This window comes from Saliniferula longa (assembly GCF_050789285.1).
Classification (GTDB): domain Bacteria; phylum Pseudomonadota; class Alphaproteobacteria; order Rhodobacterales; family Rhodobacteraceae; genus CAVPWP01.
Genome location: NZ_JBOUVX010000001.1, coordinates 716254 through 732427, shown reverse-complemented (window position 1 = coordinate 732427; position 16174 = coordinate 716254). Strand labels below are relative to the sequence as shown.

The 16174-nt window shown below is 66.1% G+C and carries 18 protein-coding genes; 9 read left to right on the top strand and 9 right to left on the bottom strand.

Annotated elements, in window-relative coordinates; all coding sequences use genetic code 11:
• The first annotated feature begins 4 nt into the window (after nt 1-4).
• The 4 genes from ACRDNQ_RS03405 (at nt 5) to grxD (ending at nt 4165) form a co-directional block, all read left to right on the top strand.
• Nucleotides 5-904 (top strand): LysR family transcriptional regulator, encoded by a 900-nt coding sequence (locus tag ACRDNQ_RS03405; RefSeq protein ID WP_431827220.1) that lies wholly within the window; start codon nt 5-7, stop codon nt 902-904.
• Between the two features lie 269 nt (nt 905-1173).
• Nucleotides 1174-3333: a phosphoribosylformylglycinamidine synthase subunit PurL gene (gene purL / locus ACRDNQ_RS03400; protein WP_431827219.1), complete on the top strand. Its 2160-nt coding sequence runs from the start codon at nt 1174-1176 to the stop codon at nt 3331-3333.
• A gap of 141 nt (nt 3334-3474) precedes the next feature.
• Nucleotides 3475-3717: a BolA/IbaG family iron-sulfur metabolism protein gene (locus ACRDNQ_RS03395; RefSeq protein ID WP_431827218.1), complete on the top strand. Its 243-nt coding sequence runs from the start codon at nt 3475-3477 to the stop codon at nt 3715-3717.
• A gap of 88 nt (nt 3718-3805) precedes the next feature.
• A complete protein-coding gene (gene grxD, locus ACRDNQ_RS03390; protein ID WP_431827217.1) occupies nt 3806-4165 on the top strand; it encodes a Grx4 family monothiol glutaredoxin in 360 nt (119 codons plus the stop codon).
• Nucleotides 4166-4186: 21 nt separating this feature from the next.
• Here the strand turns inward: grxD and ACRDNQ_RS03385 are convergent, their stop codons facing one another.
• From ACRDNQ_RS03385 to ACRDNQ_RS03375, 3 genes are read right to left on the bottom strand one after another with little or no spacing between them, the layout of a single operon-like run.
• Nucleotides 4187-4519: an MliC family protein gene (locus ACRDNQ_RS03385; RefSeq protein WP_431827216.1), complete on the bottom strand. Its 333-nt coding sequence runs from the start codon at nt 4517-4519 to the stop codon at nt 4187-4189.
• Nucleotides 4516-4902, bottom strand: a complete 387-nt coding sequence (locus tag ACRDNQ_RS03380; protein WP_431827215.1) for a cell division protein ZapA — start codon at nt 4900-4902, stop codon at nt 4516-4518. Before ACRDNQ_RS03380 ends, ACRDNQ_RS03385 begins: the two co-directional genes overlap by 4 nt.
• Entirely contained in the window at nt 4895-5362 is a 468-nt protein-coding gene (locus ACRDNQ_RS03375) for a hypothetical protein (protein WP_431827214.1), read from the bottom strand. Before ACRDNQ_RS03375 ends, ACRDNQ_RS03380 begins: the two co-directional genes overlap by 8 nt.
• Before the next feature lie 227 nt (nt 5363-5589).
• Here ACRDNQ_RS03375 and tkt point away from each other — a divergent pair, with 227 nt between their 5' ends.
• On the top strand, nt 5590-7638 hold the full coding sequence (gene tkt / locus ACRDNQ_RS03370; RefSeq protein WP_431827213.1) for a transketolase: 2049 nt from the start codon (nt 5590-5592) through the stop codon (nt 7636-7638).
• Nucleotides 7639-7720: 82 nt separating this feature from the next.
• On the opposite strand, the gene ACRDNQ_RS03365 is transcribed toward tkt, so the two are convergent.
• Nucleotides 7721-8680 (bottom strand): DUF808 domain-containing protein, encoded by a 960-nt coding sequence (locus ACRDNQ_RS03365; protein WP_431827212.1) that lies wholly within the window; start codon nt 8678-8680, stop codon nt 7721-7723.
• A gap of 102 nt (nt 8681-8782) precedes the next feature.
• Between ACRDNQ_RS03365 and ACRDNQ_RS03360 the strand changes: the two genes are divergently transcribed.
• The 3 genes from ACRDNQ_RS03360 (at nt 8783) to ACRDNQ_RS03350 (ending at nt 10401) form a co-directional block, all read left to right on the top strand.
• Nucleotides 8783-8923, top strand: a complete 141-nt coding sequence (locus ACRDNQ_RS03360; RefSeq protein ID WP_431827211.1) for a hypothetical protein — start codon at nt 8783-8785, stop codon at nt 8921-8923.
• A 110-nt stretch (nt 8924-9033) separates the two neighbouring features.
• Nucleotides 9034-10035, top strand: coding sequence for a type I glyceraldehyde-3-phosphate dehydrogenase (gene gap, locus ACRDNQ_RS03355; protein WP_431827210.1), 1002 nt, complete (start codon nt 9034-9036; stop codon nt 10033-10035).
• A gap of 201 nt (nt 10036-10236) precedes the next feature.
• Nucleotides 10237-10401, top strand: coding sequence for a hypothetical protein (locus ACRDNQ_RS03350; protein WP_431827209.1), 165 nt, complete (start codon nt 10237-10239; stop codon nt 10399-10401).
• Nucleotides 10402-10483: 82 nt separating this feature from the next.
• Here the strand turns inward: ACRDNQ_RS03350 and coaD are convergent, their stop codons facing one another.
• From coaD to ACRDNQ_RS03335, 3 genes are all read right to left on the bottom strand, one after another.
• Nucleotides 10484-10975, bottom strand: coding sequence for a pantetheine-phosphate adenylyltransferase (coaD, locus tag ACRDNQ_RS03345; RefSeq protein ID WP_431827208.1), 492 nt, complete (start codon nt 10973-10975; stop codon nt 10484-10486).
• 76 nt (nt 10976-11051) lie between these two features.
• The gene (locus ACRDNQ_RS03340) at nt 11052-11486 is read right to left on the bottom strand and encodes a CBS domain-containing protein (protein ID WP_431827207.1); all 435 of its coding nucleotides are present in this window, start codon (nt 11484-11486) and stop codon (nt 11052-11054) included.
• 57 nt (nt 11487-11543) lie between these two features.
• A complete protein-coding gene (locus ACRDNQ_RS03335) occupies nt 11544-12434 on the bottom strand; it encodes a LysR family transcriptional regulator (RefSeq protein WP_431827843.1) in 891 nt (296 codons plus the stop codon).
• A gap of 108 nt (nt 12435-12542) precedes the next feature.
• On the opposite strand from ACRDNQ_RS03335, the gene ACRDNQ_RS03330 reads away from it, so the two are divergent.
• Nucleotides 12543-14042 (top strand): CoA-acylating methylmalonate-semialdehyde dehydrogenase, encoded by a 1500-nt coding sequence (locus tag ACRDNQ_RS03330; protein ID WP_431827206.1) that lies wholly within the window; start codon nt 12543-12545, stop codon nt 14040-14042.
• Nucleotides 14043-14113: 71 nt separating this feature from the next.
• On the opposite strand, the gene ACRDNQ_RS03325 is transcribed toward ACRDNQ_RS03330, so the two are convergent.
• Complete coding sequence (locus ACRDNQ_RS03325) at nt 14114-14866, bottom strand: VPLPA-CTERM sorting domain-containing protein (protein ID WP_431827205.1); 753 nt, start codon at nt 14864-14866, stop codon at nt 14114-14116.
• Nucleotides 14867-15252: 386 nt separating this feature from the next.
• On the bottom strand, nt 15253-16020 hold the full coding sequence (locus ACRDNQ_RS03320; RefSeq protein WP_431827204.1) for a VPLPA-CTERM sorting domain-containing protein: 768 nt from the start codon (nt 16018-16020) through the stop codon (nt 15253-15255).
• Between the last annotated feature and the right edge of the window lie 154 nt (nt 16021-16174).

The window sequence follows — 16174 nt, the reverse complement described above, 5'->3', positions numbered from 1 at the left end:
CCGGATGGATTGGGACAAGCTCAGGATATTTCACGCGGTGGCCGACGCCGGCAGCCTGACCCATGCCGGCGACGTCCTGCACCTGAGCCAGTCCGCCGTTTCGCGCCAGATCCGGGCACTTGAGGAATCGCTTAACACCACGCTGTTCCACCGCCACGCGCGGGGCCTGATTCTCACCGAGCAGGGCGAGCTTCTGTTCGACGCCACCGCCGCGATGAGCCGCCGCCTCGACATTGCCGAGGCGCGCATCCGCGACAGCGAGGAAGAGGTCTTCGGCGAGTTGCGCGTGACCACGACCACCGGCTTCGGGTCGCTCTGGCTGGCACCGAGGCTGCCGAAACTTTACGAACAGTATCCCCACCTCAACATCGACCTGATGCTCGAGGAACGCGTGCTCGACCTTCCCATGCGCGAGGCCGACGTGGCGATCCGCATGAAGGAGCCCAGCCAGGCCGACCTGATCCGCCGCCGCCTGATGAGCGTGCGCATGCGCCTTTACGCGACGCCGCAGTATCTTGCGAAAAGCGGAACCCCCGAAAAGCTCGAGCAGCTCGCAACGCACCGGCTGATCTGCCAGAACGTCAACGCCTTCCAGGTCAGCGCCGGCGCCACGCTGGTGCGCGAGCTCATGACCTATGACGTCGCCTCGACGCTGACGGTGAACAACTATTTCGGCGTGCTTCAGGCCGTCCTGTCGAATCTGGGAATCGGCGTCTTGCCGGACTATGTGATCGAGGACTTCCCGAACATGGTGCGCGTCCTGCCGGACGTGGAATCAAGCGAGGTGCCGGTCTTCCTCGCCTATCCCGAGGAGTTGCGGCATTCCAAGCGCATCGCCGCCTTCCGCGATTTCGTGACCGAGGAAATCATTTCACACCGCAAGCGCCTGAAGAGCGAAGGCTAGCGCCCGGTTCCCTTGCAGTTATGCAACACTCGCATGACGGCTTTGCATCCTATACGGGCAAACACCCTTGAAGAGCCCGCATTTGGGGCATAATTGAAACGTCGAAAGCAGGTGGTGGCTTTGCCGCTCTGCTTTCTACCTCCCTGTTGGACTTAGGCCGGGCCTCGTGCCCGGCTTTTTTTTGGGCCCGACACAGGACCGCCTGCCCTTTTCCCCCGCGCTGGCATGCCCTAAAGACGGCGCAAGGCCGTCATGGGGGACAGGTGCGCATGCAGGAACCGCAGATCACGCCCGAGCTGATCGAGGCGCATGGGCTCAAGCCCGACGAATACCAGCGGATCCTCGACATCATCGGGCGGACGCCAAGCTTCACGGAACTCGGCATCTTCTCGGCCATGTGGAACGAGCACTGTTCCTACAAGTCCTCGAAGAAGTGGCTGCGCACCCTGCCCACGAGCGGCCCGCAGGTCATCTGCGGCCCGGGCGAGAACGCGGGCGTCGTCGATATCGGCGACGGACTCGCGGTCATCTTCAAGATGGAAAGCCACAACCACCCCAGCTACATCGAACCCTACCAGGGCGCGGCGACGGGCGTGGGCGGCATCCTGCGCGACGTCTTCACCATGGGCGCGCGGCCCATCGCGGCGATGAACGCGCTGTCCTTCGGCCGGCCCGATCACCCCAAGACCCGTCGCCTTGTCTCGGGCGTGGTCGAAGGGATCGGCGGTTATGGCAACGCCTTCGGCGTCCCCACCGTAGGCGGCGAGGTGCGGTTTCACCGCTCCTATGACGGTAACTGCCTTGTCAACGCCTTCGCCGCCGGCCTGGCCGAGGCCGACAGCATCTTCTATTCAGCGGCCTCGGGCGTCGGCATGCCGGTCGTCTATCTGGGCGCCAAGACCGGGCGCGACGGCGTCGGCGGGGCGACCATGGCCTCGGCCGAATTCGACGACACGATCGAGGAGAAGCGCCCGACCGTGCAGGTGGGCGACCCGTTCACGGAAAAGCGTCTGCTCGAGGCGTGCCTTGAGCTCATGCGCACCGGCGCCGTGATCTCGATCCAGGATATGGGGGCCGCCGGCCTGACCTGTTCGGCGGTCGAGATGGGCGACAAGGGCGGGCTTGGCATCCGGCTCAACCTTGACCGGGTGCCGCAGCGCGAACGCGGCATGACCGCCTACGAGATGATGCTGAGCGAAAGCCAGGAGCGGATGCTCATGGTGCTGCGCCCCGAGAAAGAGGCCGAGGCGAAGGCGATCTTCGACAAGTGGGATCTCGACTTCGCGATCGTCGGCGAAACCATCGCCGAAGACCGCTTCCTCATCCTGCACGGCAACGAGGTGAAGGCCGACCTGCCACTATCGCCCCTGTCGGGACAGGCCCCGGAATACGACCGGCCCTGGGTCGCCCCGGCCGCCCCCGCCCCGCTGGGCGAGGTTCCCGCCGTCGACCCGATCGAGGGGCTGAAGGCGCTGATCGGATCGCCGAACTATGGCTCGAAGGCCTGGATCTATCAGCAGTACGACAGCCAGGTCATGGCCGACACCGTGCGCACGCCGGGACTGGGCGCGGGCGTCGTGCGGGTGCACGGCACCGAAAAGCTTCTGGCCTTCACCTCGGACGTGACGCCGCGCTACGTCAAGGCCAACCCCGAGGAAGGCGGCAAGCAGGCGGTCGCCGAAGCCTTCCGCAACCTCGTCGCGGTGGGCGCCACGCCGCTTGCCACGACCGATAACCTCAACTTCGGCAACCCCGAGAAGCCCGAGATCATGGGCCAGTTCGTCGGCGCCATCCGCGGCATCGGCGCGGCCTGCGCGACGCTTGGCATGCCGATCGTGTCGGGCAACGTGAGCCTTTACAACGAAACCGACGGTCAGGCGATCCTGCCCACGCCCACGATCGGCGCCGTGGGCCTGATCGCCCGGCACGCCGACCTTGTCGGCGCGGCCCCGGCCGAGGGCGACCTTGCGATCCTTCTGGGGGCGACGACCGGGCATCTGGGCCAGTCCGCCCTTCTGGCCGAAGTCTTCCGGCGAGAGGACGGCGATGCGCCGCCTGTCGACCTCGAGGCCGAACTGCGCAACGGGCGGTTCGTCCTGGACAACCGCGACTGCCTGCGCGCGGCCACCGACCTGTCGGACGGCGGGCTTGCGCTTGCGGCCTTCGAGATGGCGCTGGCCGGCGACGTCGGCGTGACGCTGGAGACTTCCGAGACCGCCCAGCTCTTCGGCGAGGATCAGGCCCGCTATCTTCTGGCCTGCCGCTTCGACGGGGCCGAGGCACTGATGGTGGCGGCCGGCAAGGCCGGCGTTCCGGTGGCGATGGTGGGCCGGTTCGGCGGTGGCGAGGTGCGCTTTGGCGACAGCTCTGCCCGACTTGCCGACCTTCGGGACATCCACGCCTCGGCGCTGTCGTCGTGGCTGGGCTGACGGCAACGCCGCCCTGCCCCGAAGCCCCGTGAAATCAAGGTCTTGATCCCTTTCCCGCGCCGGCGCGCCCGGTCCGGACACCCTTGCCACCCCGGGCCGCGACGCCTAGATTCCCACCCACGAACAAACGGAGCCCGCCCCATGCCGATGCAAGCCAAGGACATCGAAGCCCTCATCCGTGCGAGCTTCCCCAACGCCAGGATCACCATCACCGACCTTGCCGGAGACGGAAACCACTATGCCGCCGAGGTTATCGACGAAAGCTTCCGCGGCCAGAATCGCGTCCAGCAGCAGCGCGCCGTCTATGCCGCGCTGCAGGGCAGGATGGACGGCCCGGCGGGCGAGCTTCACGCCTTGGCGCTGACGACGAAGGTCCCCGACTGAGATTGCGGCCGACGCCGCCCTTTACGAGGCGCCGGACGTCTCATATGTCAATGGGAACACTCCTCCACCGCGCAAAGGAACCCATCCGATGAGCGCCGAAGACCAGATCCGCGACACCGTCACCCAGAATGACGTCGTCCTGTTCATGAAAGGCACCAAGTCGATGCCGCAATGCGGCTTCTCAAGCCGCGTGGCGGGGGTGCTGAACTACATGGGCGTCGACTTCGTGGACGTGAACGTGCTGGCCGACCCCGAGATCCGGCAAGGTATCAAGGACTTCTCGGACTGGCCGACGATCCCGCAGCTTTACGTGAAGGGTGAATTCGTCGGCGGCTGCGACATCGTCACCGAGATGACGCTGTCGGGCGAACTGGACGCGCTTCTCGAAAAGGCCGGTGTCACCTACGACAAGGACGCCGCCGACAAGATCCGGCAGGCCAACGCCTGAAAGCCAGGCCGCCCGGATCGGTCAGTTCCGCGTCACGCACTCGGAATAAAGGACCGTTTCGGTCCCGGCAGAGCCGTCGTGCCAGTAAAGCGTGGCGGCGTCGCCCTTGGTCCACCACAGGTAATGCGACCCGCCCGAGGGCCAGCCATACCGCGCCCCCGACGCCGACCGCTCGAGGATCAAGGTGATCTGCGACCCTTCGATATTCAGCACCGCGACCGGGTCGATCCCTTCGCCGTTGACATAGGTCACCGGGATCTCGACGCCGCGTTCGCACAGATAGCGCGCGGTGATGACCTCGGCCGAGGCCGGGACAGCCACAAGGCAGGCCAGGCCTGCAAGCGCCGACCTCACGATGCGATCCGGGCTTCCAGTGCCTCGGCCAGCCGTTCGGCACGCTCGGCCAAGCCTTCGAGAATGGGAGACAGGTCTTCCGACGATCCGGCAATCGGCGCGCCCTCGCCGCCCCGGGCCTGCAACTGCTCGATCCGGGCGTCCTGGCTTGCGATCCTGTCCTCGAGCCGGCGCATCTGCTCGTCAAGTCCGGCGGTCTTGTCGGCCAGCATCAGCCCGGCCATCAGAAGCATCCGGGATTCCGGCATCCGGCCGATCTGATCGACCAGAACCCGCGCCTCGGTATCAAGCATCTGCGCGGCCGAGCGCAAGAAGTGCTCTTCGCCCTCCTGGCAGGCGACGTCGAAATCGCGTCCGCCGATCGTGACCCTGACTTCAGGCATGCCGCACCTCCCGCACCACGGGTTCAAGCGTGGCGATGATCTCGTCCAGTTCCGAGCGATCCGTCTCCTGCAGCGCGCGAAGCGCCTGCACCTCGGCCTCGAGGGCGCTGTTGATCAGGTCGGCATCCCCGACGTTGGCGGCGTTCGCCGCACGCAGCGCGCGGTTGGTCTTGCGCAGAAGCCCGTTCATGCGCCGCACCTTCTGGACGGTCGCGTCCCGCACCGCCAGCGCCGCCTTCAGGTCGGCCACCTCGCGCTCGAGCCGGCCGACGACCGTTTCCTGCCGGTCGCGGATCGCGCGGACGCGTTCCTCGAGCTGGGCGTTCGCGGCCCGTTCGGCCTCGAGCGCGGCGGCAAGATCCCCGCCGCCCTCGGCGGGCGCGGCAAGGGCGTCGCCCGCCGCCGCGATCCGGTCAAGCGCGGCGTGGATGCGCCGCTCGAGTTCGCTGCCATCGGTCATGATGTGATCACGTCCCCTTCTTGTCCTGTCCCAGCCGGCACCTCCCCGGCGAGGCGAATCGCAGCCAGTCGGTCACTTCACAGTCTTACCGCTTTGAGAGGTCATTTCACCCCCATTTTGCCGCGGATTTGCCGGCGAATCCGCGCTTGCGCCTTCGGCGCGGCTTGCGCTTGGGACCGGGACTGCTATCAACCGCCGCACATCGACCGGACGAAGGGACCGCCGCCGTGGACATCGCCACCCTCAAAGACCTCCACCCCGATCACTGGCAGAAAGCGGCCGCGATCCGCGTGCTGGCCATGGACGCCGTCGAGGCGGCGAATTCCGGCCACCCGGGCATGCCGATGGGCATGGCCGACGTGGCGACGGTGCTGTTCGAAAAACACCTCAAGTTCGACGCCACCGCGCCCGACTGGCCGGACCGCGACCGCTTCATCCTGTCGGCCGGCCATGGCTCGATGCTGCTTTACGCCCTGCTGCACCTGACCGGCTACGCGGACATGACGCTGGACCAGATCCGGAACTTCCGCCAGTGGGGGGCGATCACCGCGGGCCACCCGGAATACGGCCATGCCAAGGGCATCGAGACCACCACCGGCCCGCTGGGCCAGGGCCTTGCCAATGCCGTCGGCTTCGCCATGGCCGAAGAAGCGCTGCGCGCCCGCTTCGGCAAGAAGGTCTTCGATCACTACACCTACGTCATCGCCGGCGACGGCTGCCTGATGGAGGGCATCAGCCACGAGGCGATCGGCCTTGCCGGGATGCAGAGGCTTTCGAAGCTGATCGTGCTTTGGGACGACAACGCGATCTCGATCGACGGCGCGATCTCGCTGTCGGACGTCACCGACCAGAAGGCGCGCTTCAAGGCCGCGGGCTGGAAGGTGATCGACTGCAACGGCCACGACCCCGAAGAGATCGACCGCGCGCTGACGCTGGCCAAGCAGTCGAAGAAGCCGACGATGATCGCCTGCAAGACGCACATCGGCTATGGCGCGCCGACCAGGCAGGACAGCGCGAAGGCCCATGGCTCGCCGCTTGGCGCGGCCGAGATCAAGGCCACGCGCGAGGTCTATGGCTGGCCCCACGGCCCCTTCGAGGTCCCCGGCCCGATCAAGTCGGCCTGGGAAGGCATCGGCCGCCGCGGCGGCGCCGACCGCGCCGCCTGGGAGGCCCGCATGGCCGAGCTGTCGCCCGCCCGCCGCGCCGAGATCGAGCGCGTGCTGTCGGGCGCGGCGCCCAAGAAGCTGGCCGCGACCATCCGCGCGCTGAAGAAGCAGATCTCGGACAGCCAGCCCAAGGTCGCCACGCGCAAGAGCTCGGAGATGGTGCTCGAGGTGGTGAACCCGATCGCGCCCGAGACCATCGGCGGCTCGGCCGACCTCACGGGGTCGAACAACACGCTGACGCCGGACCTTGGCATCTTCTCGCCCGAGAACCGCAAGGGCCGCTATGTGCATTACGGCATCCGCGAGCACGGCATGGCGGCGGCGATGAACGGCCTTGCCCTGCACGGCGGGATCAAGCCCTATGGCGGGACCTTCCTGTGCTTTGCCGACTACGCGCGCGGCGCGATGCGGCTTTCGTCGCTGATGGGCCTGCCGGTGACCTATGTCATGACGCATGATTCCATCGGGCTGGGCGAGGACGGGCCGACGCACCAGCCGGTCGAACACCTTGCGATCCTGCGCGCGACGCCGAACCTCAACGTCTTCCGCCCCGCCGACACCGTCGAGACGGCCGAGGCCTGGGAAATCGCGCTGACCGCGACGGCGACGCCGTCGGTCCTTGCACTGACGCGCCAGAACCTGCCCACGGTCAGGACCGAGCACAAGGCGAAGAACCTGACCTCCCAAGGCGCCTATGTCCTGCGCGAGGCCGAAGGCAAGCGCCAGGCGATCCTGATGGCGACGGGCTCGGAAGTGGAGATCGCGCTGAAGGCGCGCGACCTTCTTCAGGCCGACGGCATCGGCACGCGCGTCGTCTCGATGCCCTGCTGGGAGCTGTTCGAAGCACAGGACGAAGCCTATCGCCGCAAGGTGCTGCCCGCCGGCCCGGTTCGCGTGGCCGTCGAGGCGGCCCTGCGGTTCGGATGGGACCGCTGGCTTTACGGCGAACGCGGCAAGCGCGAGAAATCGGGCTTCGTGGGCATGCATGGGTTCGGAGCCTCGGCGCCGATCGGCGATCTTTATCGCGAGTTCGGCATCACGGCCGAGGCCGTGGCGCAGAAGGCGCGCGACCTGATCGAGGGGCGCTGGGCCCCCGACCCGCGCGCCTGACGACACGTCGCGCCGGGCCGGAAGGGCGGAAGCGAGGGGCCAGCCCCTCGCGCTCCCCGGGATATTTGAGCCAAGAAGAAGCTCAGGCGCTTCGGCTGAAGAGCCGCGCCACCGGGGCGATCACCCAACCCGAGACCGGGATCAGGACTAGGCCAAGGAGCAACCCGAAGATCCCGTCGAGCACGGCTTTCGCCGTCCAGGCGACCGCGCCCTCGGCGGCCGGAATCGCGGCGCCGGCCGCGTGGGCGAGGGCGTGGATGGTGTGGCCGGGCTCGGCGATGCCCAGTTCTTCGAGCCCGTGGACGACGATCGAGCCCCCGACCCAGAGCATGGCGGCGGTCCCGACGATGGTGAGGCCCTTCAGGACCTTCGGCATGGCGTTGACGATGCCCACCCCAAGCCGCCGCGTCAGGCCCAGCCGGCCGGCCGCGGCCATGTGCAGACCGACGTCGTCGGCCTTCACGATCAGCGCCACGCCGCCATAGACCGCGGCCGTGATCATCAGCCCCGCCGCCGCCAGCGACGCCGCGGTCATCGCAAGGCCAAGCCCCGGAAGCTCGGAGAGAACAATCGTCATGATCTCGGCCGACAGGATGAAGTCGGTCTTGATCGCGCCCTTCACCTTCGCTTCTTCCAGGTGCGCCTCGGACTGCCGTTCCGCCGCCGGGTCCTTGACCTCGTGGTGGGCGGGATGCAGCACGTGCCAGACCTTCTCGGCGCCTTCGAAGCAGAGATAGGCCCCGCCCAGCATCAGCAGGGGCGAGATCGCCCAGGGCGCGAACTGCGACAGAAGCAGGGCCGCGGGCAGCAGGATCACCAGCTTGTTGAAGATCGAGCCCTTGGCGATGCGCCAGACGATGGGCAGTTCGCGGTCGGCCGAGAAGCCCTGGACGTATTTCGGCGTCACGGCGGCATCGTCGATCACCGCGCCGGCAGCCTTCGCCCCTGCCTTCGCCGCCTGCCCGACGACGTCATCGACCGAGGCCGCCGCCACCTTGGCGATGGCCGCGACATCGTCGAGAAGGGCAAGAAGTCCGCTCATGCCGGGGTCTCCGGATCCATCCTTGCCGCCACAATAGCGGCTGCGCCGCCGCGCGCCACGCCTTTCCCGCCGCGCGAGGTTCGGTATAGGGTTCGCGCACCCATGACGAACCGCATCGCGATCATCCTTGCCCTGCTGATCCTTGTCCTTGTGGCCGCGGACCTTTCGGCAGGCTGGGGGGGAACGCTTTTTCTGGCCCGGCGCTTCGCCGACCTGATCGAATGGCTGGCCTTCTGGCGGTGAGCGATTGATGGGAGGGATTGAAGGACGGGCGCGGACGGGCTAGCACGGGGCCGACCGAGAGCGCGCGCGGCCTTGCCACGCGTCTTGCCTGACCAGCCGGAGGGATCAACATGGCCGTCAAAGTTGCAATCAACGGATTTGGCCGGATCGGCCGCAACGTTCTGCGCGCGATCATCGAGTCGGGGCGCACCGACATCGAGGTGGTCGCGATCAACGATCTTGGCCCGGTCGAGACGAACGCGCATCTGCTGCGCTACGACAGCGTGCACGGGCGTTTTCCCGGGACCGTCAAGACCACCGAAACCACCATCGACGTGGGCCGGGGTCCGATCGAGGTGACGGCAATCCGCAATCCCGCCGACCTGCCCTGGGGCAATGTCGACATCGTGATGGAATGCACCGGCATCTTCACCTCGAAGGAGAAATGCCTGCCCCATCTCGAGAACGGCTCGAAGCGGGTGCTGATCTCGGCGCCGGGCGACGGCGCGGACAAGACCATCGTCTACGGCGTGAACCACGGCACGCTGACGAAGGACGACATCGTCGTGTCGAACGCGTCCTGCACGACGAACTGCCTCGCGCCGGTCGCCAAGGTGCTGAACGACGAGATCGGGATCGTGAAGGGCTTCATGACCACGATCCACAGCTATACCGGCGACCAGCCCACGCTCGACACCATGCACAAGGATCTCTACCGCGCCCGCGCGGCGGCGATGAGCATGATCCCCACCTCGACCGGGGCGGCGAAGGCCGTGGGGCTGGTGCTGCCGGAACTCAAGGGCAAGCTTGACGGCGTGGCGATCCGGGTGCCCACCCCCAACGTCTCGGTCGTCGACCTGACCTTCGAGGCCGCGCGCACGACCACGGTCGACGAGATCAACGCCGCGATCCGCGCGGCGGCGAACGGCAAGCTCAAGGGCATCCTGGGCTATACCGACGAAAAGCTTGTCTCGATGGACTTCAACCACGATCCGCATTCCTCGGTGTTCCACACCGACCAGACCAAGGTGATGGAGGGCACGATGTGCCGGATCCTGACCTGGTACGACAACGAATGGGGCTTCTCGAACCGGATGAGCGACACCGCGGTCGCGATGGGAAAGCTCATCTGAGGCCCAAAAGCCACAAGGTTTCAGGGGCGCCCAGCGGGCGCCCCTTTTTCTTTCAAGCGTTTTCAACATCTTGCTGCAGTGCAGCGCCATGCATTTTCTGCATGGCGGCTTGACCGTCTTGTCGGTTGTCCGGCGCCCGCCCCCGCCCGATATCAGCCGCACGAGAGTTCAACCGCCACACCAGACGAAAGGACCGGCAAGATGACTGGTTTCATCTCGACCCTCAGGACCGCCGCCCAAAAGCGTGCGGCGTACAATCGCACCGTTGCCGAGCTGGAGAATCTGCCGCTCGACATCGCGCTCGATCTCAACATCGACCGTCACGATGCACGCAGGCTTGCGCGCATGGCCGTCTACGGCGCGTAACGGGCGCGCCTTCGCGCGGCGAAGGCACCACCGACGTTTTCACGGGGCTGGCCGATGGGTCGGCCCCGTTCGCGTTTCGGGTTCAGAAAAAGCGGGCCGTCAGGGCCTCGCGCACGGCGGGGGGCACGAACTTCGACACGTCCCCACCCAGCCGCGCGATCTCTTTCACAAGGCGCGAGGCGATGGCCTGGTGTTCGGCCCCGGCCATGAGGAACACCGTCTCGATCGAGGCATCGAGCTTGCGGTTCATGCCGACCATCTGGAATTCGTACTCGAAGTCGGCCACCGCGCGCAGGCCGCGGATGATGATCGAGGCGCCGACGTCGTTGGCGCAGTCGATCAGCAGGTTCTCGAAGGGCCAGGGCACGATCTCGACCCCGGTTCTGGCCGAGATCCCGGCGCATTCGGCCTCGATCATCGCCACGCGTTCTTCCAGCGTGAAAAGAGGCCCCTTGTCGCGGTTGATCGCGACACCGATCACAAGGCGGTCGACCAGCACGGTCGCACGGGTGATGATGTCGATGTGGCCCAGCGTGACCGGGTCGAAGGTCCCCGGGTAAAGTCCCACGCGCATGTCTGCCCCCTGTCCTTTTGGCGACGCAACACCATCGTGTCCATGAAATCAAGGCCGCGGGGGCGGCGATCCGGGGCTAGAAGCCCATGATCATGCCTTCCAGTGCGTCCTTCTCCATCGCAAGCTCGGACAGGCGATACTTGACCACGTCGCCGATGGTGATGAGGCCGACCATCTCGCCGTCCTCGACCACGGGCATGTGGCGGAAACGGCCATTCGTCATGGTGGCCAGCACCTCGTCGGCGCGGTCCGCCTTCCCGCAGGTCGTGATGTTCGAGGTCATCATGTCCTCGACGCGGTCCGACAGGCAGGTCTGGCCGCGGCGCCCGATCTCGCGGACGATGTCGCGTTCGGACAGGATGCCGTCGGCGGTCCGTCCGTTCTTCGACACCACCACCGTGCCGATCCGCTTTTCCGACAGGATGCGGGCGACCTCGGAGACAAGGGTTCCCGGCGGAACCGTCACGACCTCGGCCGACCCCTTCGACATCAGAATCTTGGCAACTGTCACGGAAGTCTCCTCCTCTTTCCGTGGGTGACACAGCGTCGCCGGTTGCCGGGCGCTCTGTCAAGCGGCGCCTTCAAGTGCCGCGATTTCCTGACGCAGGCCCGCGATCAGCAGATCGGCAAAGCGCTGAAGCCGCGTGACCCGGCGATCGTCGGCGTGCCTGAGAAGCCAGAACGTCCGCGCCAGGCTGACCCGGTCGGGCAGAACCTTCCGCAGCCCGGGCGCGGCGGGCAGCGCGAAGGCATGGACGACGCCGACCCCGGCCCCCTGGCGCAGCCAGTTTAGCTGCACCGCGACCGAGTTCGAACCGAAGCGCGGCGCCGGAATCCCGATCTCGGCGAGGTAGTCGAGTTCCTTGTCGAAGACCATGTCGGGGATGTAGCCCACCACGGGATGGGCTCGCAGATCGGAGGGGTCGGCGATGGCCGGCGCGCGGTCGAGATAGCCGGCGGAGGCCGCCATGCACAGCCGGTAGTCCGCGATCTTCTGCGCCGTCAGGCGGCCCGTGGTCGGACGGCTGACGGCGATGGCCATGTCGGCCTCGCGCTTCGACAGGTCGATGATCCGCGGCAGGGCGATGATCTGGATGTCGAGGCCGGGGTTCGCCCTGGCGATGCCCGCCGTCACCTGCGGCAAAAGGAAGTTGGCGCAGCCGTCCGGCGCGCCGATGCGGATCTGTCCGTCAAGCCCCGCCTCGGGTCCGCCGATCGCGTCGACCGCGCCCATCGCCGCCTGCTCGGCCGCCTCGGCGTGGTCGAGAAACCGCTGCCCCGCGGGCGTCATCGCATAGCCCTGCGGCGATTTCAGGAACAGCGCCGCCCCCAGCGCCGCCTCCAGCCGCTCGATCCGCCGCCCCACCGTGGCAGGGTCAAGCTTCAGCCGCCGCGCCGCGCCCGACAGGCTTTCGGCCCGCGCGACGAACAGGAAAATCCGCAAGTCATCCCAATTCATTTTCGCCATCATGCCTGCATTTCCGCAAAACGCTTTTGGCAAACTGCCGCTTTTCGCGGCAGGGGCGCAAGTCTATCCTGCGCCCCGACACAGGATCGGGAGGATCTCATGGAAGAGCTGTCGCACTGGATCAACGGCAAGCGCGTGCCCGGCGCCTCGGGCCGCTTCGCCGATGTCTTCAACCCCGCCACGGGCGAGGTTCAGGCCAAGGTTCCGCTGGCCTCGAAGGCCGAGCTTGACGCCGCCGTCGCCGACGCCGCCGAGGCGCAGGTGAAATGGGGCGCCACCAACCCGCAGCGCCGCGCGCGGGTGATGATGGAGTTCGTGCGCCTTCTGAACCGCGACATGGACAAGCTGGCCGAGGCGCTAAGCCGCGAACACGGCAAGACAATCCCCGACGCCAAGGGCGACGTGCAGCGCGGGCTCGAGGTGATCGAGTTCTGCATCGGCGCGCCGCATCTTCTGAAGGGCGAATTCACCGACAGCGCCGGCCCCGGCATCGACATGTATTCGATGCGCCAGCCGCTGGGCGTGGTCGCGGGCATCACGCCCTTCAACTTCCCCGCCATGATCCCGATGTGGAAGATGGGCCCGGCGCTGGCCTGCGGCAACGCCTTCATCCTCAAGCCGTCCGAGCGTGATCCCTCTGTCCCGCTGATGCTGGCCGAACTCATGCAGGAGGCCGGCCTGCCCGATGGCGTGCTTCAGGTCGTCAACGGCGACAAGGAATCGGTCGACGCGATCCTCGACAACCCGGTGATCCAGGCCATCGGCTTTGTCGGCTCGACGCCGATCGCGGAGTACATCTATGGCCGCGGCTGCTCGAACGGCAAGCGCGTGCAGTGCTTCGGCGGCGCCAAGAACCACATGATCATCATGCCCGACGCCGACATGGACCAGGCCGCCGACGCGCTGGTGGGCGCGGGCTACGGCGCGGCCGGCGAACGCTGCATGGCGATCTCGGTCGCCGTGCCGGTGGGCGACAAGACCGCCGACGCGCTGATCGAAAAGCTGGTCCCGCGGATCGAGAAGCTGAAGGTCGGCCCCTACACCGCCGGCAATGACGTCGACTACGGCCCGCTGGTCACGAAGGCCGCGATGGAGCGGGTCAAGGGCCTGATCGGCAGCGGCGTCGAGCAGGGCGCCGAGCTTGTGATGGACGGCCGCGACTTCAAGCTTCAGGGCTATGAATCGGGCTTCTTCGTGGGCCCCACCCTCTTCGACCGCGCGACCCGCGACATGGACATCTACAAGCAGGAGATCTTCGGCCCCGTCCTGACCACGGTGCGCGCGAAGACCTACGAAGAGGCGCTGTCCTACGCGATGGACCACGAATACGGCAACGGCACCGCGATCTTCACCCGCGACGGCGACGCCGCGCGCGACTTCGCCAGCCGCATCAACATCGGCATGGTGGGCATCAACGTGCCGATCCCGGTGCCGCTGGCCTATCACACCTTCGGCGGCTGGAAGAAATCGGGCTTCGGCGACCTCAACCAGCACGGGCCCGACAGCTTCCGCTTCTACACGCGCACCAAGACCGTGACGGCGCGCTGGCCGAGCGGCCTGAAGGAAGGCGGCGAGTTCCACTTCAAGGCGATGGACTGACCCCATCGCCGAGGGACAAGAAAGAAGGGCGGCCGAAGGGCCGCCCTTTTCATTCGTTCGGTCGCCTGGCGTCAGGCGGCGGTCTTCTTCCGGCGCATCGCGGCCAGCCCGCCAAGCCCCGCGACCAACAGCCAGCCGGCGGCCGGCAGCGGAATGACGTTCGGCGGCGCATCCTTGAAGACGATTTCCTTGATCTTGAACGCGTCGTACTTGCCCGACGCCCCGATCCCGAAGACATCGGACACAAGCAGGTCGTCGAACGTGACCATTCCCGCGACGAGATCGCTCAGCTGATAGCTCAGCCCGCCGCCCAGGTCGATGAACAGGTCGAAGGAATCGTAGAAGGTCGTGGTGACCTTCTCGGCGTCCCAGTCCCAGCAACCGCCGTGGCGGCCCCGCAGGACGCAGGTCCACTCCCACTCGACCTTCGTATAAGGATTGAAGCTTCCGAACTTGATCGAGTGCAGGGCAAGCGCGCTATCCAGCGTGAAGATCGCAAGGTCGTTGTTGTCCATGCCATCGATGCGATGGTTTTCGTCCTTGCACTTGTCCCGGTACGTGGACCAGTCACCGCAGACGCCAAGCCCGAAGCCCTGCCAGGTCGCCGCGCGCGAGTCGTCGTAATGGATCGTCTTCTTGTCGCCGCTGTAGGTCGCCGCCGTCACGTCCACCTCGACCGACGGGACCTCATCCGACCCGACCGAGAAGGTGCTTTGCCAGCCGGTGTTTCCGTTGTCCGCAAAGTTGAAAGTATAGGTCGCTGCGCTGGCCGCGCAGGCAGACAGGTAAAGTGCGGCCGCAGCCACACCACAAACAATCTTCATTGCCCCCACTCCATTTTTCACTCTGTAAGGCACCCCCGCACAATGCGGGCAGTCCACCACGCTGAAAACGCTACGCCGGATTTCGCGCAAGTCCAGAACGGTGTTCGGCGGGCGTGCCGGCAAGCCGTGGCCTGCGCCCAGGGCCCGACGCGGCCTCGCAAGCCCGGACACCGGCAAGCCGTTCATTTATCATTCATTTTTTGGGGTGCTCCGCGCCGCGCCGCCCGTGCTGCGCGGATTGTTTCCGATCCGGCATCGGATTGTCGCGGTGCCGACTGGAATTCCCGCGCGGCGGCGTGGTGGCCGAAACGAAGAAGGCGGCCCCGTCAGGGACCGCCTCTCCGAAACGATGCGAGGGAAATCGGATCGTAAATTCGGCTCTCGGCTCAGGCCGCGCGCTTGCGCTTCTTCACCGCAGCAAGACCGCCGATGCCGGCGATCAGAAGCCAGCCAGCGGCGGGCAGCGGGATGACGGGAGTGCTCGAAGGCGCACATTCTCCGAGATCGCTTGCGGAAATGTTTGCTCCATCCGGGCTGATCGAAACGCAGTCAATTCGGATCTGCTTGTTGTCGACAGCGTCCCAAGTGAACTTTGTGATCCCGTCGAACCAATCATTGAAGACCACGAAATAACCGGTCTGCTTTACAAGCGCGCCGGTGAATACGGCAGAAGTATCCGAGGCGAGGTAGATCTTGAACGCCCCTGTCCCGTCGTAAGCCGACCCAAGTGAGATGTTCGTCGTCGGTCCAACCGCTTCACCGATCATCGAGAACAGGTCAAGCCGGTTGATCGCCGGCTGCGCGTTGGGGCCGCCGGCATTTGAGTTGTCGCCCTGGAAATTGAAATGGAACGACAGCAGGTCGAAGGGATCTTTGTCATCCTGGACGACGTTGGTCGCCTCACCGTTGCGAACCTCAAGGAAGCAACGCTTAGTGTCGCCCGGCGCATCGCCAATCGTGTAGCATGCGTCGCTGCTGTTGAAGTTCAACGGCGAATAAGTATAGCCGTCCTTCTTGTAGACCGTGTCGCCATTCGTCACGGCTGGCGGCGGGTCGTCGAAGTCGTGCGTGTAAATCGTCGCTGCCGATGCGATCGTCGCACTTCCCGCAAGCATAAAACTCGCCAGAGCGGCGTGTCTCAAATCAAATTTCATTTTGGCCCCCTCACAGACACCAGTGTTACACATCACCACCACACCGGATCTGTCTAGCACGCCATACTTTCGCCACAAAGCACAATCCATTAGGGATCGCTCATTGGTTGCATCACCCACGACACAATCCCGCGAAAGGCGTCAAATCTCATCC

Coding starts and splice junctions, on each gene's coding strand:
- ACRDNQ_RS03395 (WP_431827218.1), top strand. CDS start 3,475: ATGCCGATGCAAGCCAAGGACATCGAAGCCCTCATCCGTGCGAGCTTC.
- ACRDNQ_RS03405 (WP_431827220.1), top strand. CDS start 5: ATGGATTGGGACAAGCTCAGGATATTTCACGCGGTGGCCGACGCCGGC.
- ACRDNQ_RS03350 (WP_431827209.1), top strand. CDS start 10,237: ATGACTGGTTTCATCTCGACCCTCAGGACCGCCGCCCAAAAGCGTGCG.
- grxD (WP_431827217.1), top strand. CDS start 3,806: ATGAGCGCCGAAGACCAGATCCGCGACACCGTCACCCAGAATGACGTC.
- purL (WP_431827219.1), top strand. CDS start 1,174: ATGCAGGAACCGCAGATCACGCCCGAGCTGATCGAGGCGCATGGGCTC.
- ACRDNQ_RS03325 (WP_431827205.1), bottom strand. CDS start 14,866: ATGAAGATTGTTTGTGGTGTGGCTGCGGCCGCACTTTACCTGTCTGCC.
- ACRDNQ_RS03360 (WP_431827211.1), top strand. CDS start 8,783: ATGACGAACCGCATCGCGATCATCCTTGCCCTGCTGATCCTTGTCCTT.
- ACRDNQ_RS03365 (WP_431827212.1), bottom strand. CDS start 8,680: ATGAGCGGACTTCTTGCCCTTCTCGACGATGTCGCGGCCATCGCCAAG.
- ACRDNQ_RS03335 (WP_431827843.1), bottom strand. CDS start 12,434: ATGAATTGGGATGACTTGCGGATTTTCCTGTTCGTCGCGCGGGCCGAA.
- ACRDNQ_RS03330 (WP_431827206.1), top strand. CDS start 12,543: ATGGAAGAGCTGTCGCACTGGATCAACGGCAAGCGCGTGCCCGGCGCC.
- ACRDNQ_RS03375 (WP_431827214.1), bottom strand. CDS start 5,362: ATGACCGATGGCAGCGAACTCGAGCGGCGCATCCACGCCGCGCTTGAC.
- gap (WP_431827210.1), top strand. CDS start 9,034: ATGGCCGTCAAAGTTGCAATCAACGGATTTGGCCGGATCGGCCGCAAC.
- ACRDNQ_RS03380 (WP_431827215.1), bottom strand. CDS start 4,902: ATGCCTGAAGTCAGGGTCACGATCGGCGGACGCGATTTCGACGTCGCC.
- ACRDNQ_RS03320 (WP_431827204.1), bottom strand. CDS start 16,020: ATGAAATTTGATTTGAGACACGCCGCTCTGGCGAGTTTTATGCTTGCG.
- coaD (WP_431827208.1), bottom strand. CDS start 10,975: ATGCGCGTGGGACTTTACCCGGGGACCTTCGACCCGGTCACGCTGGGC.